Source organism: Mesorhizobium sp. B264B1B (assembly GCF_020165765.1).
Taxonomy (GTDB): domain Bacteria; phylum Pseudomonadota; class Alphaproteobacteria; order Rhizobiales; family Rhizobiaceae; genus Mesorhizobium.
The window spans coordinates 199,543-224,238 of the sequence record NZ_JAIUIS010000005.1 but is presented as its reverse complement, the minus strand read 5'-3'; the positions used below and the strand labels follow the sequence as shown (position 1 = coordinate 224,238).

Sequence of the window (24,696 nt, the reverse complement as noted above, 5' to 3'; positions counted from 1 at the left end):
ATCTATTCGGCCGGAGCCGCGCCGACCTGGCCGGCGACTTCCTGGTCCAACTCCGCCAGAAAGTCGGTGATGCGCGCAGCGTTGTCGCCGAGGTCGTAGCGGCCGTAGCGGGAAGCCGACCGCATGTCGACGAGAACCGTATCCCCGTCGTCCGTGATGCGAATTGCCACGTCTGCGGGGAGGCCCAACACGAAGCTCCTGGCGACAGCGGTAATCGTCACGTCGCTTTGCCCGGCGAGTTCGGGATAGGGTCCGGTAAGATCCCAATTGCGGCGGTCGAGCACGGTTTCAACGGCAGTGACGACGGTCTCGAACGGCAGGTCGTAGCTGCGCGCGGTGACAAGCGGATAGCTGTCGGTCTGCAACCGCTGCTCGCCGGGCGTCGGCGGCGAGAGCACGTTCATGTCCTTCGTGCGACCGGTGACGTCGAGTGCCGGCGGTTCGTCGAAATCGGTCGAAATATCCCTGAGCGGCGGAAAGATTGTCGCCCAATAGGCGGCGATGCCATAGGGGGTCAGCACCAGCACTGCCAGCAAGACGCCGACCGTGATGTCGTGGCCGCCATAGTCGCCAAAATTCCACACCCTCGAGAAGGCAAATCCGGCGAACAGCAGCGCCAGCGCCGCCAACAGCGCGACGATAGCCAACACCCACAGGAACACCGGCGTTTCAACGAGGTTGAAATAATGGCCGACGAACACGGTCAGCAAAAGCACCGCCGAAAAAGCAGCGGTGCGCCGCGACCATCCGGCAGCCTTCGACGTTTGCCGTTCCGAAATGCTGACCATGTTTCTCTGCGTCATCCCAAGCCGAAGAAGACTTAGCGCATGGCCACCAAAATCGGAATCGATTTTCGAGGAGGATCGTGCGCCAGTTGGAAATGCTATCGTGCCCTGCCGGAAAGGTGCACGTCGCTGCACTGTCCTTTTACGACCGCATCAGGCCGAGACACGCAATATCGCGTCAATCCGTCGGCAAGCGGTAGTCCCTGAATTGCTGGCGCAAGGTGATCTTCTGGATCTTGCCGGTGGCGGTGTGCGGAATTTCGCCGACGAAGGCGACGTCGTCGGGCATCCACCATTTGGCCACCTTACCGTCGAGAAAACCAAGGATATCGGTTTTGGTCGGTTCCTTCCCCGGCTTGCGGACAACCACCAGCAAAGGCCGCTCGCCCCATTTCGAATGAGGGACGCCAATGGCGGCTGCCTCGGCGACATCGGGATGGCCGACGGCCAGATTCTCCAGGTCGATGGTCGAAATCCATTCGCCGCCGGACTTGATGACGTCCTTGGCGCGATCGGTGATCTGCATATAGCCGCCAGCGTCGATGTGGGCGACATCCCCGGTATCGAACCAGCCATCCTCGTCGAACTGCTCCGAGCCGGCGCCGCCGTAGTAGGCGCTGGCCACCGCGGGGCCGCGCACCTTCAGCCGCCCGAATGTCTTGCCGTCCCAAGGCAGCGCGTTGCCTTCGTCGTCCGTCACCTTCATCTCGACGCCGAAGGGCGGGTAACCCTGCTTGCCCTGGACATCGAGCCGGGCGTCACCCTTAAGGCCTGCATAGTCCGGCTTCAGCGTACACAGTGTGCCGAGCGGCGACATTTCGGTCATGCCCCAGGCGTGGACGACCTGGACATCGTAATTGTCCTGGAATTTCTTGGTGATGATGCGTGGGCATGACGAGCCGCCGATGACAACCTTGTTGAGGTAGGGCAGCTTCCTGCCGGTCTCCTCCAGATATTGCAGCAGCATCATCCACACGGTCGGCACGGCGGCACTGAAGGTTACTTTCTCGGTGTCGAGCAATTCATAGATGGAGGCGCCGTCCATCTTGCAGCCCGGCATGACAAGCTTGGCGCCGATCATCGGTGCGCTCTGGCCAAGGCCCCAGGCATTGGCGTGGAACATCGGAACCACCGGCAGGATCGTGTCGCGCGAAGACAGGCCCATCGCGTCGGGCATGGCGGCGATCATGGCGTGCAGGACATTCGAGCGGTGACTGTAGACGACGCCCTTTGGATCGCCAGTGGTTCCAGACGTATAGCACATGCCGGCGGCGGTGCCTTCGTCGAAGCTCTTCCAGGCGAAATCGCCATCGGCCTCGTCGAGCCATTCCTCGTAGGCGACGACGTTGGGCAGCATGGTCTGCGGCAGATGCGCCCTGTCGGCCAGCACGATCACCTGTTTCAGGGACTTGACCGCGCCGGCGATCTTCTCGAGCAAAGGGAGGAAAGTCAGGTCGACAAAGACCGCCTTGTCTTCGGCATGGTTCATGATCCAGACGATCTGCTCGGGAAACAGCCGCGGGTTGAGCGTGTGATAGATCGCGCCGATGCCCATGATGCCATACCAGGCCTCGATGTGGCGCGCCGTGTTCCAGGCCAGCGTCGCAATGCGGTCGCCCAGCCGATAGCCGTCACGCTCCAGGCGCTGGGAGACCTTCAGGGCGCGACGATGGATGCTGGCGTAGGTTGTGCGCACGATCGGACCTTCGATCGAGCGCGATACGATCTCTCGCGCGCCATGCTGCCGCTCTGCGTTGTCGATAAGCTTATGGCAAAGAAGCGGCCATTCCTGCATCAGCCCCAGCATTCGTTCCTCCCTTACGCTCCTCGCTTTTGTTGCCATTGTGAAGCGAACCGGTGGATTGTCCAGCCACCGCCGGTGGCGAACGAAATCCGAATGCCGGTCGCGCAGGCAAGCGATCGAGTCGTGTCTTTTCTTGGAGGTCCGAATGCCTGGCGCTCATCTCATAGGACCGGCGGCCTTGAAATCCATTATATCAGAGAAGTCTAAATTACTCGACCGAGAGGAGAATCCGCCACAATCCGGCCATCGTCGGCATTAAGTTTCGTTAATGGGCAAAGGGGTGCGATTGGCGACTGAAAGAGGTTCGCATGGACACGCAGCTCGACGATAAGGCACTGGAAAGCACGCTTGCCGAAAGCCTGGGCGATCTGGTGCCGGACACAAAGACTGTTTCCGAAGATGAATTTGTTGAAGTTGTCGGCGGTGCGCTCGAAGCGGTGGGCGGCACGCTGCTGTTCAAGATGTGCGTCCAGAACGAAGGGGAAGGCGAGCACGTCGCCGCGGCATCCGTGGGCGATGGCGGCAATCGTCAATTCCTGCTGCTCACCTTGCCGACCGGCGGCGGCCACTTGAAAGTCGAGACCGCATCCAGGAGCAGCAATCCCGTGGCCGGTATCGCGGCCGCCTATGCCGGCCTGATGGACGCGTTCAGAACCGCGGCCTGAGCCTCGCCGGACAAGGTCATCGCTAAAAATGCCGTCGGCAGCGCCCACGGCTGGAGATTGATTGCGGATTGCTGGCGACCGTCGGCCTTGCGCAAACCACCTCGTCGACACACTTAAAGCTGAGACGAGGAGAAACAGCATGGACAAGATCGCCAACCCGGCACCCGGCTTCCAGCGCAACCCCGATAAGGTCATCACCGTCGAACCGTATAAGGGCACCGTCACCGTGCGTGCAGGCGACACTGTTATCGCCTCATCGACGAACGCCAAGGTGCTGACGGAAGCGCCCTATCCGGCCGCCTTTTACATCCCGTTCGCAGACATCGATTTCAACAAGCTGAGCGGCACGCAATCCTCCACCCATTGTCCCTACAAGGGCGACGCAAGCTACTGGAGCGTGCTGCCTGCCGCCGAGGCAGGCAAGGATGCGATGTGGGCCTATGAGCAGCCTTTCGACGAAATGGCTGAAATCCGCAACCACGGCGCGTTCTACGCAAGCAAGGTCAGCATCGAAGCCAAGCCAGCTTGAACGGACGAACGAGGAGGCCGGACCTGCCGTCCTGCCGATCAGTCGGTGGTGCCGTTATTGCCGAAGCCTCCGGCATCATCGAGCCGCACGAAGGTCAGTCCCTTCTGCTTGAGCGCCAGCAGGCCCTGCACGACGCCCTCCCCGGCGGCATGGGTCGGCTGGTTGATATGGGCGATGATGACGTCGCCATCCTTGGCCGCTTCTATGCGCCTTGTGGTTTCCCTGGCGCCGAGCAGCGAACCGCCGTCGCCATTGATCGAGAAGCCGGCGATCTTGAAGCCCAGCTTGCGGATCATGGCGATCGCCGACGGACTATACTCCGCGGTCGCGCCACGAAACCATTTCGGCGCTGGCTCGCCAGTCCCGGCCAAGGCGACGGCGCCCGACTCGACCTCGGCCAGAACCGCTTCCGGACTGCCGGCGCTGCGTATGCCATAGATCTTCTGCGGCGTGTCGACGGCCGGGATGTGATGGCCGCCGTGGTTTTCCAGTTCGAACAGGTCGGGATGCGCCCGCATGATCTCGACGGCGGCGGCGTTCCGCTTCAGCCAGATGCCGGTGACGAAGATGGTCGCAGGTATCCTGTTTTCCACCAGCGCCGAGAGGATGCGGTTGTCGGTCCGTCCGCCGCAGGCATCGAGGGTCAAGGCAATGCGCCCGGTTCCACCTGCATCCGGCTTGATGTGCAGGATGGGTTCGACCAGCGATGCGGCATGGCCGCTGGACACGACGGCCAAAGACATGGCGACAATGCAGAGATTTTTTTGCAGCAGGCGCATCAAATCCAATTCCAATCGGGCGTTTCACGCAGGCATCCCAAGACCCGCATGAAGGCGAAAATCGGAGCTGGATAGCAGAAAAGCACCAGACGCGACAATCTGACCGTCTTGCGGCAGTTCCTCGTTCCGATCGGCGGCAGGCGCTCAGCCGCGGCCCGCCTTTGCCACCTGAACGGCCGCCTGCGCGGCCGCCAACCTGGCGATCGGCACGCGGTAGGGCGAACAGGACACATAGTCCAGTCCGACCTCCTCGCAGAAGCGGATGGAGGCCGGATCGCCGCCATGCTCACCACAAATGCCGAGCTTGATCCCTGGCCGCGCCGCCCTGCCCTTCTCGGCGGCCATGCGCACCAGTTCGCCGACGCCATGGATGTCCAGCGATACGAACGGATCCTGTTCGATGATGCCTTTCTGGCGATAGGTCTCCAGGAACGAGGCCGCGTCGTCGCGCGAGATGCCGAATGTCGTCTGGGTCAGGTCGTTGGTGCCGAAAGAGAAGAACTCGGCCGATTCAGCGATGACATGGGCGCGGATCGCCGCGCGGGGGAGCTCGATCATGGTTCCAGTCAGGTAGTCGATCTTGACGCCGCTTTCGTCCATGACGCTCTTGGCCACCGCATCGATGCGCGCCTTGACATAGTCGAGTTCCTTCACAAGCCCGACCAGCGGCACCATGATCTCGGGTACCACCAGCGCGCCGGCCTTGCGGCCAGCCTCGACGGCGGCTTCGAAAATGGCGCGCGCCTGCATCTCGGCGATCTCGGGATAGGACACAGCAAGCCGGCAGCCGCGATGGCCGAGCATCGGGTTGAATTCGTGCAGCGCCTCGGTGCGCTGCCTGAGCTTGTCCGGCGCAACATTCATCGCCGCCGCGACTTCGGCTATCTCGGCCTCGGTCTTGGGCAGGAATTCGTGCAACGGCGGATCGAGCAGGCGGATGGTCACCGGCAGACCGGCCATGATCTCGAACAGCTCCAGGAAATCCGCTCGCTGCATCGGCAGCAGCTTGGCAAGCGCGGCGCGCCGGTCCTTTTCGGTGTCGGCCAGGATCATCTCGCGCATGGCGATAATGCGGGCGCCATCGAAGAACATGTGTTCGGTGCGGCACAAGCCGATGCCTTCGGCACCGAAGGAGCGCGCCATGCGCGCATCGAGCGGGGTTTCGGCGTTGGTGCGCACTTTCATGCGCCGCACCGCATCCGCCCATTCCATGATGGCGGCGAAATCGCCGGAAAGCTCGGGCTGGAGCATCGCTACGGCGCCCTTGAGCACCTGCCCGTTGCCGCCGTCGATGGTGATGATGTCGCCCTTGCGGAAGGTCTGCCCCATCGACATCAGCGTAGCTGCCTTATAGTCGACGCGCAGCGAACCGGCGCCCGAAACGCACGGCTTGCCCATGCCGCGCGCCACGACGGCAGCATGGCTGGTCATGCCGCCGCGCGTGGTCAGGATGCCCTCCGCCGCATGCATGCCGTGGATGTCCTCGGGACTGGTCTCGACACGCACCAGGATAGCCTTGCGTCCTTGTGTCTTGAGATCCTCGGCGTCCGCGGAGGAAAAGACGATTTCGCCGGTGGCGGCGCCTGGAGACGCCGGCAGGCCGACACCGATGACGTCGCGTGCGGCCTTCGGATCGATGGTGGGGTGCAGGAGCTGGTCGAGCGAGGCGGGATCGATGCGGGCGACCGCTTCCTCTTTCGAGATCAAGCCGTCCCTGGCCATCTCGACGGCGATCCTGAGCGCCGCCTTGGCGGTGCGCTTGCCGGACCTCGTCTGCAACATCCACAATTTGCCGCGCTCGATGGTGAATTCGAGGTCCTGCATGTCGCGGTAGTGCTTTTCCAGCCTGTCCGAGATGGTGACGAAGGACTGGAAGGCGTCCGGCATCAGTTTCTGCAATGACGGCTTGTCGGAGCCGGCGGCGATGCGGGCCGCCTCGGTGATGTTCTGCGGCGTGCGGATGCCGGCGACGACGTCCTCACCCTGCGCATTCACCAGGAACTCGCCATAGAGCTGCTTTTCGCCGGTCGACGGATTGCGAGTGAAGGCGACCCCGGTGGCCGAAGTTTCACCCATGTTGCCGAACACCATGGCCTGGACATTGACCGCCGTGCCCCAGCTTTCGGGAATATCGTGCAGGCGCCTGTAAGTGATGGCGCGGTTGTTCATCCAACTCGAGAACACGGCACCGATCGCCCCCCAGAGCTGTTCGTGCGGATCCTGCGGGAACGGCCTGCCGAGCTCCTCTTCGACCTTGGCCTTGTAGAGCGCGATGACGCCTTGCCACTCGATAGCTGTCAGTTCCGTGTCGAGTTCATGGCCGAGGCTGGCCTTCTGATCCTCGAGGATCTCCTCGAACACCTCGTGGTCGAGCCCCATGACGACATCGGAATACATCTGGATGAAGCGCCGGTAGCTGTCATAGGCAAAGCGCGCATCGCCGGAATCGGCGGCCAGCGCCTCGACGGTTTCGTCGTTGAGGCCGAGATTGAGCACGGTGTCCATCATGCCAGGCATCGAGGCGCGGGCGCCGGAGCGCACCGACACAAGCAGCAGTTTCGACGGATCGCCGAAACGGCGGCCGGTGAGCCGGCCGATATGGTCCAGCGCCACGGCGACGTCCGCTTCAAGCCCTGCCGGATAGGCGCGGCCGTTGGCATAGTAGGCGTTGCAGACCTCCGACGTGATGGTGAAGCCCGGCGGCACCGGCAGGCCAAGGCTACACATCTCGGCCAGATTGGCACCCTTGCCGCCCAACAGATTCTTGTCGCCAGCCCGGCCTTCGGCCGCACCATCGCCAAAGGTGAAAACCCACTTGGTCATGCTTTGCTCTCCGGTTGCAGGAGATTGGAAAGATTGACGAAACAGAAAGCCCCGCCATATCCCGACTTTGGACGGATATGATGCTGCAATGCGAAAGGCAAGGCGTCGGCAAAGCCGTTTGGCCGCTACAATCGATTAAGCAAAAGCTGCGGCAAAAGGACTTGCCAGTGCAACGGTCCAAGACTAGAACATACAGGGAACGAAGAGGTGCATCATGAAGCTCACCGGAAAACTCGACTATCTGGAACTGCCGGCAACCGGCGCGACGCTGGACAGTGTGAAAGCCTTCTACAGCGCCGCCTTTGCCTGGTCGTTCACCGACTATGGCCCGACCTATTCGGCCTTTAGCGAGGGACTGGACGGCGGTTTCCAGGCCGACAGCGGCGACGCCACCGCCAAGCCGTTGCCGGTGCTCTATTCCCAGGATCTGGAAGAGACGCTGGCCGCCGTCGAGAATGCCGGCGGCACGATCATCAAACCGATCTTTTCGTTTCCGGGCGGCAGGCGGTTCCACTTTGCCGACCCGGCTGGAAACGAGATGGCGGTGTGGGGAGAATAGGCGGCACGACCGGCGCATGAGACGACCGTCGCCAACGGAGTCGTGGATCAGCAGGAAAGTCGCAATCTCCAGGCATTGAGCTTTCCACCGGCACAGCCTATAAGGCCGCGCGCAGTCGACGCATGTCAGCTGCTGGGGCGTCGCCAAGTGGTAAGGCATCGGTTTTTGGTACCGACATTCCCAGGTTCGAATCCTGGCGCCCCAGCCAAGCGCGCAAGGTCCGTTCCGGAGACATAGGTTACGGTTTATACCGGAGACATGTTGTTGGAGCAGAATGAGAATCTATTCCGTCGCCGAGCGGATTGCCTTTGTCGTCACGCTCCTGGCCGTCCTCGTTCTCGCGCTGCTGCCGGCACATCGCCTCAAGCAATTCGGAATCGATATCGGCTTCCATTATGACAAGCTCAATCACGCCAGCGCATTCGCCGTGCTGGCTTTCCTGGGCAGCCTCGGCTGGCCGCGGCACAAGCCGGCGCTGATCGTCTTCCTCGCCTTTGTCGGCGCTGCCATAGAAATTCTCCAGGGCACCACGGCGATAGGCCGCGATTTCGACGTGCTCGACTGGGTTGCCGATTGCATTGGCATTGCATGCGGTCTGCTGGCCGCGATCTGGGCGACCTGGATCGTGCAACGCGCAAGGTGAGAAGAAGCCGAACCGACTGCCTTACCGCGAAAGACAACGCTCAAAATCAGGCTTCAGCACGGCACGTTGAGGTGAAGTCAGCTTGCCTCGCGCATGGCTTCGGCTGCCTGCAGATCGACCGAAACGAGCTGGCTGACGCCCTGCTCGGCCATGGTCACCCCGAACAGCCGGTCCATGCGCGCCATGGTGATCGGATTGTGGGTGATGATGACGAAGCGCGTCTCGGTGGTCTTGGCCATCTCGTCCATCAGATTGCAGAAGCGTTCGACATTGTGGTCGTCGAGCGGCGCATCGACCTCGTCGAGCACGCAGATCGGCGCCGGGTTGGTGAGGAACACGGCGAAGATCAGCGACATCGCCGTAAGCGCCTGTTCGCCGCCGGACAGCAGCGTCATGGTCTGCGGCTTCTTGCCGGGCGGACGGGCAAGGATTTCAAGCCCCGCCTCAAGCGGATCCTCGGATTCGATCAGCTGCAATTCCGCCGTGCCGCCGCCGAAGAGATGCGAAAACAGCCGCTGGAAATGGCCGTTGACCACGTCGAAGGCCGCGAGAAGCCGCTCGCGGCCCTCGCGGTTGAGGCTCTGGATCGCTTGCCGGAGCTTGCGGATCGCCTCGATGATGTCCTCGCGCTCCGAGACGATGGTCTCCAGCCGGTCCGAAAGCTCCTTCTGCTCTTCCTCGGCGCGCAGGTTAACGGCGCCGAGCCGCTCGCGCTCGATCTTCAGCCTGTCGAGCTGGCGCTCGATCTCGGCCATTTCGGGCATCGGATCGTCCGCTTCCAGCCCGGTATGGCGGATGACCAGATGTGGCGGCGTGTTCAGCGTCTCCTGGATGCGCGCCTCGACCTCCAGCCGGCGCTCGTCGGCCGCGGTCAAGCGCTCCTCGGCGCGGGCACGGGTCTCGCGCGCCTCGGCCAGCGACTGGATGGCGCCGGTGGCCGCCTTGTCCAGTTCGGCCTGCCTGTTCTCCGCTTCCTGCAGACGGTCGGCTGCCGCCTTGCGCAAGGTCTCGGCTTCGGTGAGCTGCGACAGCAAGGCGCGCCGCTTGGCATCGATCTCGTCGGGTGCGTCGGCCAATCTCTCGCGTTCGGCCTCGGCCTCTGCCTTGCGTTCGCCCAGCGAGGCGATCTGCGTCGAAGCGTTCTCGGCGCGCTCCAGCCAGTTGCTGCGCTCGGCGCCGATCGCATCGAGCCGGCGCGACCGCGCCTCGGCCTCCCGCCGCAACCCTTCATGGACGGCACGCGCATCGGCGAGCGTGGCGCGGTCGCGGGCGACATTGGCCGAGGATTGCTCGAGCTGTATCTGCAGGTCGCCGAGATCGGGCGCGTCCTGCAGCAGCATTTCCGCCTCGGCAAAGGCGGCCGAAGTTTCTTCATGACTGTCGACAATACGGGCGCGGGCCTCGTCCAGGGCGGCGCGCCGGCTCGCCAACTCGCCGCCGGCCTTTTCGGCTTCGGCCAGCGCGTTGCGGGCGGCGTCCAGCCCGTGCTGGGCGTCGCGTCCGGCCTGACGCGCGGCGCGCTCGGCCTCGCTGGCCTCGCGAAGCGACTGTTCGGCCTGTGCGAGCACCGCCTCGGCCTCGCGCAGCATAAGCGTCGCCTGCACCGCTTCGGCATCGAGCTCGGCCAGCCGGTTCTTTTGCGCCAGGCGTTGCGCGGCCGCGGTCGGCGCGTCGGCGCTGGCGGTCAGCCCGTCCCACCGCCACAGCGCGCCCTCAGGGCTGACCAGCCTCTGGCCGGGCGCGAGCAGCCCTTGCAGGCGGCGGCCGTCGGCGGCTTCGACAATGCCGATCTGCGCCAGCCGGCGGGCAAGCTGCGCCGGGGCACGTACCACGCTGGCCAGGCTCTTGATGCCTTCGGGAAGCGTGGCGTCATCGGCCTGGATCGCGCTCTCGCCCCAATGCACCGGGGCGCTGCGGTCGAGCGGCACGTCAAGGTCCTCGCCGAGGGCGGCGCCCAAGGCCGTCTCATAGCCGCGCTCGACGCTGATCTGTTCCAGCACGGACGGGAAGAGATCGCCGCTGGCTGCGTTCAGGATCTTGGCCAGCGTGCGGGCTTCGGTTTCGATGCGCGCCAGTTCGGCCCTGGCGTCCTGTAATGGCGGGCGGGCGGCATTTTCGGCGGCGCGCGCCTCGGCGACCGCCTGTTCGGCGGCAATCGCGCCGGCCTCGCTCTCTTCGAGCCGCGCCAGCGCGTCCTCGACCAGAAGTCGCTTCTCGGCCGGGTCGGGCAGGCCCGCGACTTTGGAGAGTATTTCCGACAATTCGCGGTCGACATCGGCGAGTTGGCGGGCGAAACGGTCCCGACGCTCGGCGGTCTCGCGCAGCGTCCGCTCGACCTGATTGCGCGAAGCGGCGGCCTCGGCCCGCTCGGCGGTAAGTGCTGCAAGCCTGGCTTCGCTCTGCGAGAGCGTCGCGGCTGCCTGTTCGAAGGCGGCGCGGGTGGTTGCTTCACGCTCGGCCGCGCCGGCATTTTCGGAGTTGAGCGCTGCTTCCTCGGCGCGCAGGCGTTCGAGGATATCCGCATTGTCGCGCACCATGCGCTCCTCGCGGGCGATGTCACCGTCGAGCTGCTGGAGCCGGCGCTCGAGTTCCGCCTGACGGGCGCGGATGCGGCCGGCTTCTTCCTCGATCTGCGATCTGGCGATCGACAGGCGCTGGAACGCCGCGGCCGCCGCAGCTTCGGCGTCACGCAAATCGGGCAGCCGATGCGCGCCGATACCTTGCTCCCTGGCGGCCGCCATCTGGGCGGCGGCGCGGTCGCCAACCAGGGCGGTGGCGACGGCCAGCGCCGAACGTGCCTCGCCTTCCTGGGCCTTGGCCAGCGTCCAGCGCAGATGGAGCAGCGTCGCCTCGGCCTTGCGGATGTCGGCCGACAGGTTCTTGAAGCGGGAGGCCTGGCGTGCCTGGCGCTTCAGGCTTTCGATCTGGCTTTCCAGCTCGCCAACGACGTCGTCCAGGCGCTCGAGGTTCTGCTCGGCGGCCTTGAGCCTGAGTTCGGCCTCGTGGCGGCGCGTATGCAGGCCGGAAATGCCGGCCGCTTCTTCAAGCAGGGCGCGGCGCGCCTGGGGTTTGGCCTGGATCAGCTCGCCGATGCGGCCCTGGCCAACCATCGAGGGCGAACGCGCGCCGGTCGACTGGTCGGCGAACAGAAGCTGCACGTCCTTGGCGCGCGCTTCCTTGCCGTTGATACGGTAGAGCGAGCCCGCCTCACGCTCGATGCGGCGCGACACCTGCAATTCGTCGGCGTCGTTGAAGGCTGCCGGCGCCGAGCGATCGCTGTTGTCGAGGAACAACGTGACCTCGGCGGTATTGCGTGCCGGGCGCGTGCCCGAGCCGGAAAAGATCACGTCGTCCATGCCGGACGCGCGCATGTTCTTGTAGGAGCTTTCGCCCATCACCCAGCGCAGCGCCTCGACAAGGTTAGACTTGCCGCAGCCGTTCGGCCCGACAATGCCCGTCAGGCCGCGTTCGATCACGAACTCGCCTGGTTCGACGAAGGATTTGAAACCGAGGAGGCGAAGGCGCGAAAACTTCATTCACGCCGCCCTGAAAGCGACTTTTGCGAAAACGCGCCGCGGGTTTGCGGCGGCGCGCAGCACGGCCAAAGGCCACGCATGCCGAAGCGCTGCCGCTTCGGCATCGCCAGGACGTCAGAGCTGAGGGTCGATGATGGCCGACATTTCCTCAATCGACATCGCCCCTTTGTAGGTCTTTCCGTTGATGAAGAAGGTCGGCGTCGAGTCGACCTTGAATTCGTCGGCGCCGCGTTTCTGGACCGCCCTCACATCGTCCAGAAGTTTCTGGTCCGTCAAGCACGCTTCGAAGGACTCCTGTGTAAAACCGGCGAGCTTGGAGATTTGCAGCAGCGCATCCTTGGTGTTGGACACGCCCACCCAGTTCGCCTGCTGCTTGAACAGGACATCCACCATCGGGAAGTAGTTGTCCTTGGCGCAGCGCGCCAGCATGAAACCGGCCTCGGCGCTCGGATCGAACGGGAATTCGCGCAAAATGTAGCGCGCCTTGCCGGTATCGATGTATTTCTTCTTCAATTCCGGGAAGGTGGTTTCGGCAAAATGCGCGCAATGCGGGCAGGTCATCGAGGCGTATTCGACGATCGTGACCTTCGCGTCGTCCTTGCCGAGTTGCTTGTCGGGCAGTGCGCCGGGCTTCAGCAATTCGGCCATGTCGACCGTGCCCTGAGCCTCCGGCGCCTTGACGGCGGCTGGCGTGGCCGATGTCGCGGGCGCGGCGGGAGCGGCAGGCTTCACATCGGCCGCCTTGGCTTCCTCACCAGAGTCGCTGCATGCCGCAAGCACGGCCACCGCCGGAATGGCGGCCAGCGAAGACAGCAGGTTTCTGCGGGACAAGCTTTTGCCGAACGGAGGACGGTTCATACGAATCACCTGACAAGGGTTGGATTTTGCAACGCAAAGGCACGAAAAGGCGAGAGTTGGCGCGAATTAAGGCATCGCCGTCCCCAATCCAATCGTGAAACTTGAAGTTTATAATCACGAAAGCGAGAGATTGGCGACAGTGCTATGACTTTCTTTGTCCCAGAATAGTGGCGCCGAGCCGCTCAAGCGAGGCACGCAGGCCATCGTCTTCTATCTTGCCGACGATGTGCGACAGTCTTGATTTTTCCGCCTCGTTGAGAGGCCTGACGGGCGGTTTCGGCCGCGCTTTTTCACGTAGAACCGGCTTCTGCACTATCCTGATGCGGCCGATGGCCGTGAAGCCGAGAAAAGCGTTGACGCGATTGACGATCTCGCCGGCCTCATGCTGCAGATGGAGCGCCGCCATGCCCTCGCAGGCGATCACCAGCACCGCCGGCTCGAAAGGGTCGTCTTCGTGCAGCCGCCGAGGCCACTGTATCTTTTCAGGGCGCGAATGGCCGGCCAGGCGCGAACCGGCAATCTCTTCCCACGACTGGACCAGGCTGACCGAAATGCCCGCCCGCTTGCGCAGCACCGGGTCGAGGATCGCGGTCGCGAGATCGCTCACCGGAACGGGATTGCCGAAGGGCCTTTTCCCTGCCATGTGCGTTCTCCAGCCACCCACCTCCACTCTTCCCGGCCGAGGCCGACACGAGATCAATGGCACCGCACGAGCAGACCCGCAAGACCATATCAGGCGACAGCAGCAAAGCTGCGTCTAGCGACAGCAGCAAAGCTGCGTCTAGCGACAGCAGCAAAGCTGCGTCTAGCGACAGCAGCAAAGCTGCGTCCAGTGACAGCAGCAGAGCTGCGTCCGGGGACAGCAGCAAAGCTGGCGATACCGCATCCCGCCTGCTCGCATGGTACGACGTGCATCATCGCGAGTTGCCGTGGCGCGTGACGCCGCGCGACCATGCCCGTGGCGTGCGGCCCGATCCTTACCGGATCTGGCTGTCGGAGGTCATGCTGCAGCAGACCACGGTTGAAGCCGTGAAGGCCTATTTTCGCGCCTTTGTCGAGAAATGGCCTGATATCGCGGCGCTGGCGGCGGCGCCCGTCGAGGACGTGATGAAAGCCTGGGCAGGGCTCGGCTACTATTCCCGTGCCCGCAACCTCAAGGCCTGCGCCGATCTGGTGGCCGGGCGCGGCGGCCGGTTTCCGGATACGGAAACCGGCTTGAAGGAATTGCCCGGCGTCGGCACCTATACTTCGGCGGCGATCGCGGCGATCGCTTTCGATCGGCCGGCTGCCGTCGTCGACGGCAATGTCGAGCGTGTCGTCACCCGCCTGTTCTCCATTGCCACGCCGCTCAGCGAAGCCAAGGCCGGCATCCGCGCCCGGGTCGAGCGCATGGTTCCCGCGACGAGGCCCGGCGATTTCGCCCAGGCGATGATGGACCTCGGCGCCACGATCTGCACCCCGCGCCGGCCGCGCTGCATACTTTGCCCGCTGCGGGAAGACTGCAGCGCAGTCGTTTCAGGCGATCCCGAACATTACCCGGTGCGTCTGCCCAAGGCCGACAAACCGCTACGGCGCGGCGCAGCCTTCGTCGCCGTGCGAAGCGACGGTGCCATTCTTCTGCGCAAACGCGCCGACAAAGGGCTGCTCGGCGGCATGACAGAGGTGCCGACGACCGGCTGGACGGCGCGGCTGGACGGCGCGACGACAGCGGCGGCCGCACCCTTTCCCGGCGACTGGCGACAAGCCGGCCGGATCGCGCATGTCTTCACCCATTTTGCGCTCGAGCTCGAAATCTTCCTCGCCCGAAGCACCGGCGAGACGCCCGCCGGGCATTTCTGGTCGCTGCCATCGGACATTTCGGGTGAAGCGCTGCCCACTGTCATGAAAAAGGCAATCGAGGCTGCGATACCCGGCGCGACGAAAAAGCCGTCACCGAACAGTGCAAAGAGGTCCCATGACTGAAATCCGCCACATCGTGTTCGACATCGGCAAAGTGCTGATCCACTACGACCCGAACATCCCGTTCAGCCGGCTTATTCCCGATGCAGAGGAAAGAAAGTGGTTCTTCGACAATGTCTGCACGCATGACTGGAACATCGAGCAGGACCGCGGCCGGACATGGGAAGAGGCGGAAACGCTGCTGATCGCGGACCACCCGGATCACGCGGATAACATCCGCAATTTTCGCCGCCACTGGCACGACATGGTGCCGCATGCCTATGACGACAGCGTCGCCATCATGGTCGGCCTGATCGACAGCGGCCACGATGTCACCATGCTGACCAACTTCGCCGCCGATACGCTGGCCGAAGCGCGCAAACGCTTCGATTTTCTCAATCGTCCGCGCGGTGTCACCATTTCGGGTGAGATCGGCAAGATCAAGCCGGATCGCGACATCTACGACCATCACGTCGCCGCGTTCGAGCTCGAACCGTCCGCGACGCTGTTCATCGACGACAGCCAGAAGAATGTCGACGGCGCCAAAGCGGCCGGCTGGCAAGCAGTGCTGTTCACCGATGCCAAGACACTTCAAGCAGACCTTGAGCGGCTCGGAATCAAGGCGTGATTTGAATCGCTTCCAGTACTTCGTTGAGACTTTGAACCAACGCCAAAGCCGCGGCAATCGGCAGGGTCAGCCCCCTGCCCTTTCCATGCCGAGACGCGCGATGCGACGCAGTTCGTCGATCGGGGTCAGGCCGCCGCTGCGTTCATAGTGCCAGAAGGTCCAGCCGTTGCAGGCATCCAGGCCCTGAACTTCGGCGCCGATTTTGTGGATCGATCCGGCACTGTCGCCGATCGCCACCGTGCCATCGGCGCGAACCTTGGCCGCCCAGCGCTTCTTGGCGTCGTAGAGCGTAGCACCGGGCGTCACCAGCCCGGTGTCGATCAGGCTGACGAAGGCGACGCGAGGCTCGGCGCGCTTGCCAGTGAGCACGGTCAGGTCCGCGCCGTCGAGCGGCCGCACCGCGTCGATGCGTTCATTGGCGGCGTCGATATAGGCCTGCTCGCGCTCTATGCCGACAAAATGCCTGCCAAGGCGCTTGGCCACCGCGCCTGTCGTGCCGGAGCCGAAGAAGGGATCGAGCACGACGTCGCCCGGCTTGGTCGAGGCCATCATGATGCGGGCGAGCAGCGCCTCCGGCTTCTGCGTCGGGTGCAGTTTATCGCCATTGTCGTTCTTCAGCCGCTCGCCACCGGTGCAGATCGGGAACAGCCAGTCGGAACGCATCTGTATGTCGTCGTTCGACGCCTTCAACGCTTCGTAGTTGAAGGTATAGCCCTTGCCCTTCTGGTCGCGGGAGGCCCAGATCATCGTCTCATGCGCGTTCTGGAAGCGGCGACCGCGAAAATTCGGCATCGGATTGGTCTTGCGCCAGACGACGTCGTTGAGGATCCAGAAGCCGAGATCCTGCATCTTGGCGCCGACCCGGAAGATGTTGTGATAGGAGCCGATGACCCAGATGGTGCCGTTGGGCTTCAACACCCGGCGCGCGGCCAGCAGCCAGGCGCGCGTGAAGGCATCGTAGGCCTCGAAGCTCTCGAACCGGTCCCAGTCGTCGTCCACCGCATCGACCTTGGATTGGTCGGGCCGGTGCAGGTCGCCGTCGAGCTGCAGATTGTAGGGTGGATCGGCGAAGATGACGTCGATGCATTTTTCGGGCAGCCGGTCGAGCGCCGCGACGCAGTCGCCCTTCAGGATCGTGTCCAGCCATTCGGATTGCTGGGGAGCATGGGAAAGCTCGTCGACAAGACGCACGGCTGACATTTTTACACCCAAGGCACGCGTTACTGTTTACTCCCGGTTATGGTTACCGATCAGCGTAAATATTCGGTGAAGGGCAGCGATCGGACGCCGCCGGTTTGCGCCGACGTGCCCGTTGGTGTATGCCGCGCCGCCTGAAGCCTGCCCGTTCTCATTGCCCGGATCACCATGCCCCAGCCAGACCTTGTCATCTTCGATTGCGACGGCGTGCTCGTCGATTCCGAAATCATCGCCGCGCGCGTCGAGGCCGAGCTCCTGACCTTGTCCGGATACGAAATCTCGGCCGAGGAGATTGCCGAGACTTATGCGGGGCTGACGTTCAAGGACATTCTGATGCGGGTTGAGGAGAAGTCCAACATCCCGTTCCAGGTTTCGCTGATCGATCGCGCCGAAGAGCTGGTCGACCGGAAACTGCGCAGCGACGTTCGTGCCATCGAGGGCGTGCGCGAAGCGGTCGCCTCGGTGACGGCGCAACGTTGCATCTGCTCCAACTCACGCTCGGAGCGGATAGAATTCATGCTGGAGAAGGTGCATCTGCTGCCATTCTTTGCCGGGCGCATCTTCTCCGCGATGGAGACGCCGACCGGAAAAACCAAACCGGCTCCGGACGTGTTCCTGTTCGCCGCCGAAAAGCTCGGCGCCCATCCGGCAAACACTTTCGTCATCGAGGATTCCGTGCACGGCGTGACCGGCGCAAGGTCGGCAGGAATGCGTGTCATCGGGTTCACGGGCGCCGCCCATAGCTATCCCGGCCATGCCGATGCGCTGACGGAGGCGGGCGCCGAGACGGTGATCCGCCGCTGGGCGGATCTGAGCGGCACGCTGGCCGCCCTATCAGAATGGTCGGCGGACGTGTGAGCGTCCGCTAGGCCCCGACGAGCACCCCTGCGGATTTAGTTGGTCGCGGCGGCTTTCTTCCTGTTTTTCTTCGATTTGTCGGTCGCGGCCTTCGGCGCATTTTCATCATAGCCGGCATAGGCCTGATAATCCTGCGCCGTCGGCGCCGGCACCACGATGTTGGAATCGGTGAAGACGAACTGCGTGGCGACCGAGGGATCGGTAACCTGGACCTGATATTGGTGGATCTGCGAATAAAGCACCTCAGTGCCATGCATTACCGCAGTGCGGATCGGCATGGTGATGGTGCCGGGCGTGAATTTCGGTCCCGGCACGATCTTGCCGGCGACAGCGATCTTCATCGTCAGCTGTCCGTCGGCGCGGCTGCAATCGCGGGTCACGTCGCTGATCGAGGCCTGATAAATGACCCTCGCCGAATCGTCCGGCGGAGCAGCAGCGGCAGCATCGGCCGCGGCATCCTGCGCGGCGTCGCCGGTCTTCTTGAGCTTGGGCCTGGGCTTCCGGGCTTCGTTGGCGTAGGTGTTGAAGAATGCCGTGCCGTCGCGAAGCATCACCCTCGGGCAATAGGCATTCAACTGGCTGGCCAGAATCTTGGGGTCCTGCGGCGGCGGTGGCGCGGTCGGGTCCTTCTTGCCAAAACCCAGGTTCAGCATACCGTTGTCGCCTGATTGGCAGCCGGCGGCGGCAAGCATAAAGCCGGTGAGCGCAAGACCCGCGAAAAAGCGACCGCTGAATGTATGAAACGCCATGAAACTGCACTTCCCTCTCGCAAAGCTGGTGACGTATATCAACCGCGCGGCAAAAATGCGACTGAGCCAGCGTAGAAATTAACCACCTTGCGTGGGTCGAAAAGCCAAGCAGCAACGGAATTGTGACGATGCAATATGTGAGTACCCGCGGCGAGGCGCCCGCGCTTGGGTTTTGCGATGCCGTCCTGACAGGCCTGGCACGCGACGGCGGGCTCTATGTGCCGCGCCAGTGGCCGCAATTCTCGATGGCCGAGATCCGCGCCATGCGCGGCCTGGCCTATCCCGAGCTGGCCATCCGGGTGCTGTCGCCGTTCCTTGGCGACGAAATCCCGGCTCCCGTGTTCGAGCGTCTGGTGCGGGAGGCCTATGCCACCTTCCGCCACGAGGCTGTCTGCCCGCTGGTCCAGACCGGCCCCAACGCTTTTATCCTCGAACTCTTCCATGGACCTACGCTCGCCTTCAAGGACGTCGCGATGCAGTTGCTCGCCCGGCTGATGGACCATGTGCTCGCCGAACGCAACCAGCATGCCACCATCGTCGGAGCCACATCGGGCGACACCGGCGGAGCAGCGATAGACGCCTTCGCCGGGCGCAGCCGCACCGACATCTTCATTCTCTTCCCGCATGGCCGCGTGTCGCCGGTGCAGCAACGGCAGATGACGACATCGAAGGCTGAGAACGTGCATGCCCTGGCGATCGAAGGCAATTTCGACGATTGCCAGGGCATGCTCAAGGACATGTTCAACGATCACGGCTTTCGCGACCGTGTCTCGCTGTCGGGGGTGAATTCAATCAACTGGGCCCGCATCATGGCCCAGATCGTCTATTATTTCTCCTCGGCCCTGTCGCTCGGCGCGCCCGATCGCCCCGTCTCCTTCACCGCGCCCACAGGGAATTTCGGCGATATCTTTGCCGGCTACGCCGCCAAAAAAATGGGCCTGCCGATCGATCGGCTGGTCATCGCCACCAACGACAACGACATACTGGCACGCACTTTCGCGACCGGCGAATACCGCACCAAGGGCGTGTTCGCGACCACCTCGCCTTCCATGGACATTCAGGTGTCGTCGAATTTCGAGCGCCTGCTGTTCGAGGCGTCGGGCCGCGACCCGGCGACCGTGCGGCGCTACATGGCCGGGCTCAAACAATCCGGCGCCTTCACCATAGAAGCCACGGAAATCGCGGGGATGCGAGCCGAATTCGATGCCGGCCGCGCAGATATGGACGAGGTCGCCGCGACGATCCGCTCGACGCTCGCGGCCAGCAACTACCTGCTTGATCCGCATACCGCGGCAGCCGTGCATGTCGCGGCCGGCAAGGCTTCGAATGCCGTGCCGATGGTGGTGCTGGGCACCGCGCACCCAGCAAAATTCCCGGCCGCCGTCGGGGCCGCCAGCGGCGTGTTACCCGCGCTGCCCGCATGGCTAGGTGGGTTGATGACATCGGAGGAAAAATACACGGTACTTCCATCCGACCTGAAAATGGTGGAAGATTACGTCAGCCGCCGTGCGCGAGCGGCGCGTTAAGGAGTACGAACCATATGGGTGTTGAGGTAAGCCGTCTGTCGAACGGCCTGACAGTCGCCACCGAAACCCTTCCAAGCATCGAATCGGTTGCCCTGGGTGCCTGGGTCAAGTCGGGTGCCCGCAATGAACGTGACGAAGAGCATGGCATGGCCCATCTGCTCGAGCACATGGCGTTCAAGGGCACAAAGCGGCGAACAGCCTTCGAGATCGCCTCGGAAATCGAGGACGTCGGCGGCGAGATCAACGCCGCCACCAGCGTCGAGACCACATCCTACTATGCCAGGGTGCTCTCCGACGACGTGCCGCTGGCCGTCGACATTCTTGCCGACATCCTGCAGGAATCGGAATTCGATCCGCAGGAGCTCGAACGCGAGCAGCACGTGATCCTGCAGGAAATCGGCGCCGCGCACGACACGCCCGATGACATCGTGTTCGACCGGTTCACCGAGACCGCCTTTCGCCACCAGACCATCGGCCGCTCGATTCTGGGCACGCCGGAAACCGTCAAATCCTTTACATCGAAGCAATTGCACGATTTCATCGAGCGCCAATACGGCGCCGAGCGCATGGTGATCGTGGCTGCCGGCGACATCAAGCACGACAATTTCGTGCGCGAAGTGGAAAAGCAGCTCGGCGGCTTCCGCACCAAGGCCGACAACACCATCCCGCAATATGCGCAATATGTTGGCGGCGATTTCCGCGAGGACCGCGACCTGATGGACGCGCAGATCGTGCTGGGCTTCGAAGGCCGCGCCTACCATGTGCGCGATTTCTACGCCTCGCAGGTGCTGTCGATGATCCTCGGCGGCGGCATGTCGTCCAGGCTGTTCCAGGAAGTCCGCGAAAAGCGTGGCCTGTGCTATTCGGTCTATGCCTTCCACTGGGGCTTTTCCGATACCGGCATATTCGGCGTCCATGCCGCGACCGGGCAGAGCGACATCGCCGAACTGGTGCCCGTCATCATCGAGGAATTGCAGAAGGCCGGCGAGAACATCCTGCAGGAAGAGCTCGACCGGGCGCGCGCGCAATACCGCGCAGGTCTGATCATGTCGGCGGAAAGCCCGGCCAGCCGCGCCTCGCAGATCGCGCGACAGCTGCTCTTGTTCGGCCGGCCGATCGCCAAGGAGGAACTGATGGAGCGGCTGTCGGCGCTGACGGTCGATCGTTTGACCGACCTGTCGTCACGGCTGTTCTCGACCAAACCGACGCTTACCGCTGTAGGGCCTGTGGGTACGCTGGCGCCATACGAAGCGATCCTCGATTCGCTTCCGGGCACGCCCACCACGGCCCGCAAGCTCGCCGTCTAAGCCCGCACAAGCGCCGTGTTCGCGCTCCCTTTCTTTCGCCGCGACCTGCCGGCACTGAAGGGCGACCGCGTGACGCTGCGCGTGCCGTTCACCAACGACTACCGGGAGTGGTCGACTGTGCGCGGCGAGAGCCGGGCATTCCTCGAACCATGGGAGCCGCGCTGGGCGCCGGACGAGCTTGACCGGGCGGCATGGCGACTGCGCATCAGCCGCTACCGCGAGGACTATGCGCAGGGAACCGCGATCGCCTTCTTCATATTCGAGAAGTCGAGCGGCAGGTTGGCTGGCGGAATTACGCTCGGCAACATACGCCACGGGGTCTCGCAGAGCGGGCATGTCGGCTACTGGATCGGCGAGCGCTTCGGCGGCCGTGGCCTGATGACCGACGCCGTCAAGGTCGTGACCCGCTTCGCCTTCGATACGCTGAGGTTGCACCGGATCGAAGCGGCCTGTATTCCCGACAATATCAGGTCGATCCGTGTGCTTGAAAAAGCCGGATTCCGGCGCGAAGGACTTCTGCGATCCTACCTCAGGATCAATGGCATCTGGCAGGACCACTACCTCTACGCCCGGATCGCGGACGATCCGCCAGGCGCTGGAACGAAGGACTGATTTTTGACGAAATTCCTGCGCAACGGGCCGCTGTTCGCCTTTGTCCTCGCGACGATCCTGACGCTGTGCGCGGCGTCCTCGGCCTTTGCCGTCGAACCGATCAAGATCGCTCGCGACGATGTCGCGCTTGATCTGTCCGGCGCTGTGGAGATCTACCGGAACCAGGGCGAAAACTTCCAGGTTTCAACAGCGCCCGGACCCGACGGCATCGTGCGACGCATCGAGGTCGAGGCCAATGACGCCCGTTCCACCGGCGACTGGGCCGTGTTCGCGCTTGCCAACACCACCGACCAGCAGCTCGACCGGCTGATCGTGGCGCCGCATTTCCGACTGGTCAATTCCGGCATCTTCTGGCCGGATCTCGGCTCGACCCGTATCGCCGCCATCACGCCCAGCGAAGGCTTTGCGCTCGACCGCCAGAGCAGCCCGGACGCCGACGTCTTCCGGGTGACGCTGAACCCGGGGACGGTGATCACCTTCATCGCCGAACTCGCCTCGCCCAAGCTGCCGCAGGTCTATCTCTGGGACCCGGAATCCTACAAGGACTCAGTCAATTCCTACACGCTGTTCCGCGGCATCGTCATCGGCATCGCCGGGCTTCTCGCGCTGTTCCTGACCATCCTGTTCGTGGTCAAGGGAACCTCCATGTTCCCTGCGACCGCAGCACTCGCCTGGGCCGTGCTTGCCTATATCTGCGTCGATTTCGGCTTCCTCAACAAGATCATCGAGATATCGCCCGGCAACGAGCAGATGTGGCGGGCGGGAACGGAGGTGGCCCTGGCGGCGACCTTCGTGGTGTTCCTGTTCGCCTATCTCAACCTCAACCGCTGGCACGGCCATTTCAGTTATGGGGCGCTGGTCTGGATCCTTGGCCTGCTTTTGATCGCCGGCGTCGCCATCGTCGACCCGGCGGTTGCCGCGGGCATCGCCAGGCTGTCCTTTGCCGCCACCGCGCTGACCGGGCTCGGCCTGATCATCTTCCTCGGCATACGCGGCTATGACCGTGCCATCATGCTGGTGCCCAGTTGGGTGATGGTGCTGTTGTGGCTATGCGGATCGTGGATGGCGATAACCGGCATGCTCGACAACGACATCGCCCAGCCGGCGCTTGGCGGCGGTCTGATCCTCATCATCCTGCTGATCGGCTTCACCGTCATGCAGCATGCCTTCGCCGGAGGCGCGCTGCACCAGGGCCTGTTCTCCGACCTCGAGCGGCAGGCGCTGGCGGTGGCCGGCTCGGGCGACACGGTGTGGGACTGGGACGTGCTGCGCGACCGCGTCGTCACGAAGCCCGACGTCAGCATCCAGCTCGGCCTCGCCCCCAACAGCCTGGGGGGTGCCGCCCGCAACTGGCTGCCGGTGCTGCATGTCGATGACCGCGACACGTTCCGCACCACGCTCGACGTGGTGCTCGAGCACCGGCGCGGCAAGGTGGCGCAGAACTTCCGGCTGCGCGGCGCCGACGGCCATTATCACTGGTTTGCGCTGCGCGCGCGCCCGGTTATCGGATCGGACGGCGAGGTCATCCGCTGTGTCGGCACCATGGTAGACGTCACCGAGCAGAAAAAATCCGAGGAGAGGCTGCTGCACGACGCGGTGCACGACAACCTCACCGGCCTGCCCAATCGCGAATTGTTCATGAACCGCCTCGAGGCGATCATCTCGATCGCACGGACCGAAGAGAAGGTGCGCCCGACCGTCTTCGTCATCGACATCGACCGCTTCAAGCAGGTCAATGACGGGCTCGGCATCTCGGCCGGCGACACCATCCTGCTCACCATCGCGCGACGCCTGCACCGGCTCTTGAAGCCGAAGGACTCGCTGTCACGCTTCGCCGGCGACCAGTTCGCCTTGATGCTGCTTTCCGAGCAGGACCCGGCCCGCATCGCGGCGGTGGCGGACGCCATCAAGCATGCCATCAACGCCCCGATCACCTTTGCCAAGCGCGAGATCGTGCTGACCGCCTCGATCGGGCTGATCACCTGGACCTCGGCGCAGACCTCGGCCGAGGACATGGTCAAGGACGCCGAGCTTGCCATGCACCAGGCCAAGCGCTTCGGCGGCGACCGGATCGAACCGTTCCGTCCGGCCTTCCGCGCCGTCGGCACCGACCGGCTGCAGTTCGAATCCGACCTGCGCCGCGCCATCGAACGGCGCGAATTCACGCTTGCCTACCAGCCGATCGTGCGGCTGGAAGACGGCAGTGTCGCCGGCTTCGAGGCGTTGCTGCGCTGGGACCATCCGCGCCGCGGCATGATCCCGCCTGCCGATTTCATCCCGGTCGCCGAAAGCTGCGGGCTGATCGTGCAGCTTGGGCTGTTCGCCATGCAGCAGGCCGCCGAGGACCTGGCGGCATGGCAGAAGCAGATCGGCGACGCGCCGCTGTCGGTTTCGGTCAACCTCTCCAGCCGCCAGCTCATCCGCCGCGACCTGGTCAGCGATGTTCGCTCCGTTATTGCTCGGGCCAATCTGAAGCCGCGCTGCTTCCGGCTCGAGCTTACGGAATCGCTGGTCATGGACAATCCCGAGCAGACCGCCCATGTGCTGAACAAGCTGAAGCAGCTCGGCATCGGCCTGTCGCTCGACGATTTCGGTACCGGCTATTCGTCGCTCGCCTATCTGACGCGCTTTCCCTTCGACACGATCAAGATCGACAAGAGCTTCGTCGACGACAACACGCCCAAACGCGCCGTGCTGCTCAAATCCATGGTCAGCATGGCGCATGAGCTCGGCCTGTCGGTGGTCGCCGAAGGCATTTCGGACGAGCGCGACGCGCTGGAGCTGCGCCAGATGGGCTGCGAATATGTGCAGAGCTTCATGTTCGGCGCCCCGATGCCCGGGGATCAGGTGCTGAAGACGCTGAAGGAACAGTATCCGCTGACGCAGGCGTAGTTGGCTTT

Annotated in this window: 20 protein-coding genes and 1 tRNA gene; 12 read left to right on the top strand and 9 right to left on the bottom strand. The window is 63.6% G+C overall.

What is annotated here, in order from left to right; all coding sequences use genetic code 11:
• Positions 1-2: 2 nt before the first annotated feature.
• Together LB547_RS12645 and LB547_RS12640 are read right to left on the bottom strand one after the other, a co-directional pair.
• Positions 3-788, bottom strand: a complete 786-nt coding sequence (locus tag LB547_RS12645) for a DUF1499 domain-containing protein (protein ID WP_140762680.1) — start codon at positions 786-788, stop codon at positions 3-5.
• Positions 789-963: 175 nt separating this feature from the next.
• Positions 964-2,592: a fatty-acid--CoA ligase gene (locus LB547_RS12640; RefSeq protein ID WP_140494909.1), complete on the bottom strand. Its 1,629-nt coding sequence runs from the start codon at positions 2,590-2,592 to the stop codon at positions 964-966.
• Positions 2,593-2,897: 305 nt separating this feature from the next.
• On the opposite strand from LB547_RS12640, the gene LB547_RS12635 reads away from it, so the two are divergent.
• Both LB547_RS12635 and LB547_RS12630 read left to right on the top strand, forming a co-directional pair.
• Entirely contained in the window at positions 2,898-3,254 is a 357-nt protein-coding gene (locus tag LB547_RS12635; protein WP_140494911.1) for a hypothetical protein, read from the top strand.
• A 139-nt stretch (positions 3,255-3,393) separates the two neighbouring features.
• The gene (locus LB547_RS12630) at positions 3,394-3,783 is read left to right on the top strand and encodes a DUF427 domain-containing protein (RefSeq protein ID WP_140494914.1); all 390 of its coding nucleotides are present in this window, start codon (positions 3,394-3,396) and stop codon (positions 3,781-3,783) included.
• A 38-nt stretch (positions 3,784-3,821) separates the two neighbouring features.
• Here the strand turns inward: LB547_RS12630 and LB547_RS12625 are convergent, their stop codons facing one another.
• Positions 3,822-4,562, bottom strand: a complete 741-nt coding sequence (locus LB547_RS12625; protein ID WP_140494917.1) for a polysaccharide deacetylase family protein — start codon at positions 4,560-4,562, stop codon at positions 3,822-3,824.
• Positions 4,563-4,706: 144 nt separating this feature from the next.
• On the bottom strand, positions 4,707-7,385 hold the full coding sequence (ppdK, locus tag LB547_RS12620) for a pyruvate, phosphate dikinase (RefSeq protein WP_140494920.1): 2,679 nt from the start codon (positions 7,383-7,385) through the stop codon (positions 4,707-4,709).
• 214 nt (positions 7,386-7,599) lie between these two features.
• Here ppdK and LB547_RS12615 point away from each other — a divergent pair, with 214 nt between their 5' ends.
• The 3 genes from LB547_RS12615 to LB547_RS12605 all read left to right on the top strand — a co-directional run bounded on the left by LB547_RS12615 (position 7,600) and on the right by LB547_RS12605 (position 8,587).
• Positions 7,600-7,944 carry a VOC family protein gene (locus tag LB547_RS12615; protein WP_140494922.1) on the top strand — a complete coding sequence of 115 codons (345 nt, stop codon included), beginning with the start codon at positions 7,600-7,602 and terminating at the stop codon, positions 7,942-7,944.
• A gap of 133 nt (positions 7,945-8,077) precedes the next feature.
• Positions 8,078-8,152, top strand: a tRNA-Gln gene (locus LB547_RS12610).
• Between the two features lie 66 nt (positions 8,153-8,218).
• A complete protein-coding gene (locus LB547_RS12605) occupies positions 8,219-8,587 on the top strand; it encodes a VanZ family protein (protein WP_140494924.1) in 369 nt (122 codons plus the stop codon).
• Positions 8,588-8,664: 77 nt separating this feature from the next.
• Here the strand turns inward: LB547_RS12605 and smc are convergent, their stop codons facing one another.
• The 3 genes from smc to LB547_RS12590 form a co-directional block, all read right to left on the bottom strand.
• Positions 8,665-12,123 carry a chromosome segregation protein SMC gene (gene smc / locus LB547_RS12600; protein WP_140762683.1) on the bottom strand — a complete coding sequence of 1,153 codons (3,459 nt, stop codon included), beginning with the start codon at positions 12,121-12,123 and terminating at the stop codon, positions 8,665-8,667.
• Positions 12,124-12,237: 114 nt separating this feature from the next.
• Positions 12,238-12,981: a DsbA family protein gene (locus tag LB547_RS12595; RefSeq protein ID WP_140638678.1), complete on the bottom strand. Its 744-nt coding sequence runs from the start codon at positions 12,979-12,981 to the stop codon at positions 12,238-12,240.
• A gap of 142 nt (positions 12,982-13,123) precedes the next feature.
• Positions 13,124-13,624 (bottom strand): DUF721 domain-containing protein, encoded by a 501-nt coding sequence (locus LB547_RS12590; protein WP_140762686.1) that lies wholly within the window; start codon positions 13,622-13,624, stop codon positions 13,124-13,126.
• A gap of 56 nt (positions 13,625-13,680) precedes the next feature.
• On the opposite strand from LB547_RS12590, the gene mutY reads away from it, so the two are divergent.
• Positions 13,681-14,943, top strand: a complete 1,263-nt coding sequence (gene mutY, locus LB547_RS12585; protein ID WP_140762689.1) for an A/G-specific adenine glycosylase — start codon at positions 13,681-13,683, stop codon at positions 14,941-14,943.
• Positions 14,936-15,547 carry an HAD family hydrolase gene (locus tag LB547_RS12580; protein WP_140558189.1) on the top strand — a complete coding sequence of 204 codons (612 nt, stop codon included), beginning with the start codon at positions 14,936-14,938 and terminating at the stop codon, positions 15,545-15,547. Before mutY ends, LB547_RS12580 begins: the two co-directional genes overlap by 8 nt.
• A gap of 66 nt (positions 15,548-15,613) precedes the next feature.
• Here LB547_RS12580 and LB547_RS12575 read toward each other — a convergent pair whose 3' ends face one another.
• Positions 15,614-16,747, bottom strand: a complete 1,134-nt coding sequence (locus LB547_RS12575; RefSeq protein ID WP_140558191.1) for a site-specific DNA-methyltransferase — start codon at positions 16,745-16,747, stop codon at positions 15,614-15,616.
• Positions 16,748-16,912: 165 nt separating this feature from the next.
• Here LB547_RS12575 and LB547_RS12570 point away from each other — a divergent pair, with 165 nt between their 5' ends.
• Positions 16,913-17,602: an HAD family hydrolase gene (locus LB547_RS12570; RefSeq protein ID WP_140558193.1), complete on the top strand. Its 690-nt coding sequence runs from the start codon at positions 16,913-16,915 to the stop codon at positions 17,600-17,602.
• Positions 17,603-17,637: 35 nt separating this feature from the next.
• On the opposite strand, the gene LB547_RS12565 is transcribed toward LB547_RS12570, so the two are convergent.
• Positions 17,638-18,351 (bottom strand): hypothetical protein, encoded by a 714-nt coding sequence (locus LB547_RS12565; protein ID WP_140762692.1) that lies wholly within the window; start codon positions 18,349-18,351, stop codon positions 17,638-17,640.
• A gap of 128 nt (positions 18,352-18,479) precedes the next feature.
• Between LB547_RS12565 and thrC the strand changes: the two genes are divergently transcribed.
• Genes thrC through LB547_RS12545 form a run of 4 tightly spaced genes read left to right on the top strand, consistent with a single transcriptional unit; the run spans position 18,480 to position 24,688 of the window.
• Positions 18,480-19,877 (top strand): threonine synthase, encoded by a 1,398-nt coding sequence (gene thrC, locus LB547_RS12560; protein WP_140762695.1) that lies wholly within the window; start codon positions 18,480-18,482, stop codon positions 19,875-19,877.
• Positions 19,878-19,891: 14 nt separating this feature from the next.
• Complete coding sequence (locus LB547_RS12555) at positions 19,892-21,184, top strand: M16 family metallopeptidase (RefSeq protein WP_140494943.1); 1,293 nt, start codon at positions 19,892-19,894, stop codon at positions 21,182-21,184.
• A gap of 15 nt (positions 21,185-21,199) precedes the next feature.
• Positions 21,200-21,796, top strand: a complete 597-nt coding sequence (locus LB547_RS12550; RefSeq protein WP_140494945.1) for a GNAT family N-acetyltransferase — start codon at positions 21,200-21,202, stop codon at positions 21,794-21,796.
• A gap of 3 nt (positions 21,797-21,799) precedes the next feature.
• A complete protein-coding gene (locus LB547_RS12545; RefSeq protein ID WP_140762698.1) occupies positions 21,800-24,688 on the top strand; it encodes an EAL domain-containing protein in 2,889 nt (962 codons plus the stop codon).
• Positions 24,689-24,696: the final 8 nt, after the last annotated feature.

Bases quoted from the DNA above. Each gene is read 5' to 3' on its own strand.
- LB547_RS12555 (WP_140494943.1), top strand. From the start codon at position 19,892: ATGGGTGTTGAGGTAAGCCGTCTGTCGAACGGCCTGACAGTCGCCACC.
- LB547_RS12630 (WP_140494914.1), top strand. From the start codon at position 3,394: ATGGACAAGATCGCCAACCCGGCACCCGGCTTCCAGCGCAACCCCGAT.
- LB547_RS12625 (WP_140494917.1), bottom strand. From the start codon at position 4,562: ATGCGCCTGCTGCAAAAAAATCTCTGCATTGTCGCCATGTCTTTGGCC.
- LB547_RS12635 (WP_140494911.1), top strand. From the start codon at position 2,898: ATGGACACGCAGCTCGACGATAAGGCACTGGAAAGCACGCTTGCCGAA.
- LB547_RS12570 (WP_140558193.1), top strand. From the start codon at position 16,913: ATGCCCCAGCCAGACCTTGTCATCTTCGATTGCGACGGCGTGCTCGTC.
- LB547_RS12605 (WP_140494924.1), top strand. From the start codon at position 8,219: ATGAGAATCTATTCCGTCGCCGAGCGGATTGCCTTTGTCGTCACGCTC.
- LB547_RS12615 (WP_140494922.1), top strand. From the start codon at position 7,600: ATGAAGCTCACCGGAAAACTCGACTATCTGGAACTGCCGGCAACCGGC.
- smc (WP_140762683.1), bottom strand. From the start codon at position 12,123: ATGAAGTTTTCGCGCCTTCGCCTCCTCGGTTTCAAATCCTTCGTCGAA.
- LB547_RS12640 (WP_140494909.1), bottom strand. From the start codon at position 2,592: ATGCTGGGGCTGATGCAGGAATGGCCGCTTCTTTGCCATAAGCTTATC.
- LB547_RS12590 (WP_140762686.1), bottom strand. From the start codon at position 13,624: ATGGCAGGGAAAAGGCCCTTCGGCAATCCCGTTCCGGTGAGCGATCTC.
- LB547_RS12595 (WP_140638678.1), bottom strand. From the start codon at position 12,981: ATGAACCGTCCTCCGTTCGGCAAAAGCTTGTCCCGCAGAAACCTGCTG.
- ppdK (WP_140494920.1), bottom strand. From the start codon at position 7,385: ATGACCAAGTGGGTTTTCACCTTTGGCGATGGTGCGGCCGAAGGCCGG.
- LB547_RS12645 (WP_140762680.1), bottom strand. From the start codon at position 788: ATGGTCAGCATTTCGGAACGGCAAACGTCGAAGGCTGCCGGATGGTCG.
- LB547_RS12580 (WP_140558189.1), top strand. From the start codon at position 14,936: ATGACTGAAATCCGCCACATCGTGTTCGACATCGGCAAAGTGCTGATC.
- LB547_RS12565 (WP_140762692.1), bottom strand. From the start codon at position 18,351: ATGGCGTTTCATACATTCAGCGGTCGCTTTTTCGCGGGTCTTGCGCTC.
- thrC (WP_140762695.1), top strand. From the start codon at position 18,480: ATGCAATATGTGAGTACCCGCGGCGAGGCGCCCGCGCTTGGGTTTTGC.
- mutY (WP_140762689.1), top strand. From the start codon at position 13,681: ATGGCACCGCACGAGCAGACCCGCAAGACCATATCAGGCGACAGCAGC.
- LB547_RS12575 (WP_140558191.1), bottom strand. From the start codon at position 16,747: ATGTCAGCCGTGCGTCTTGTCGACGAGCTTTCCCATGCTCCCCAGCAA.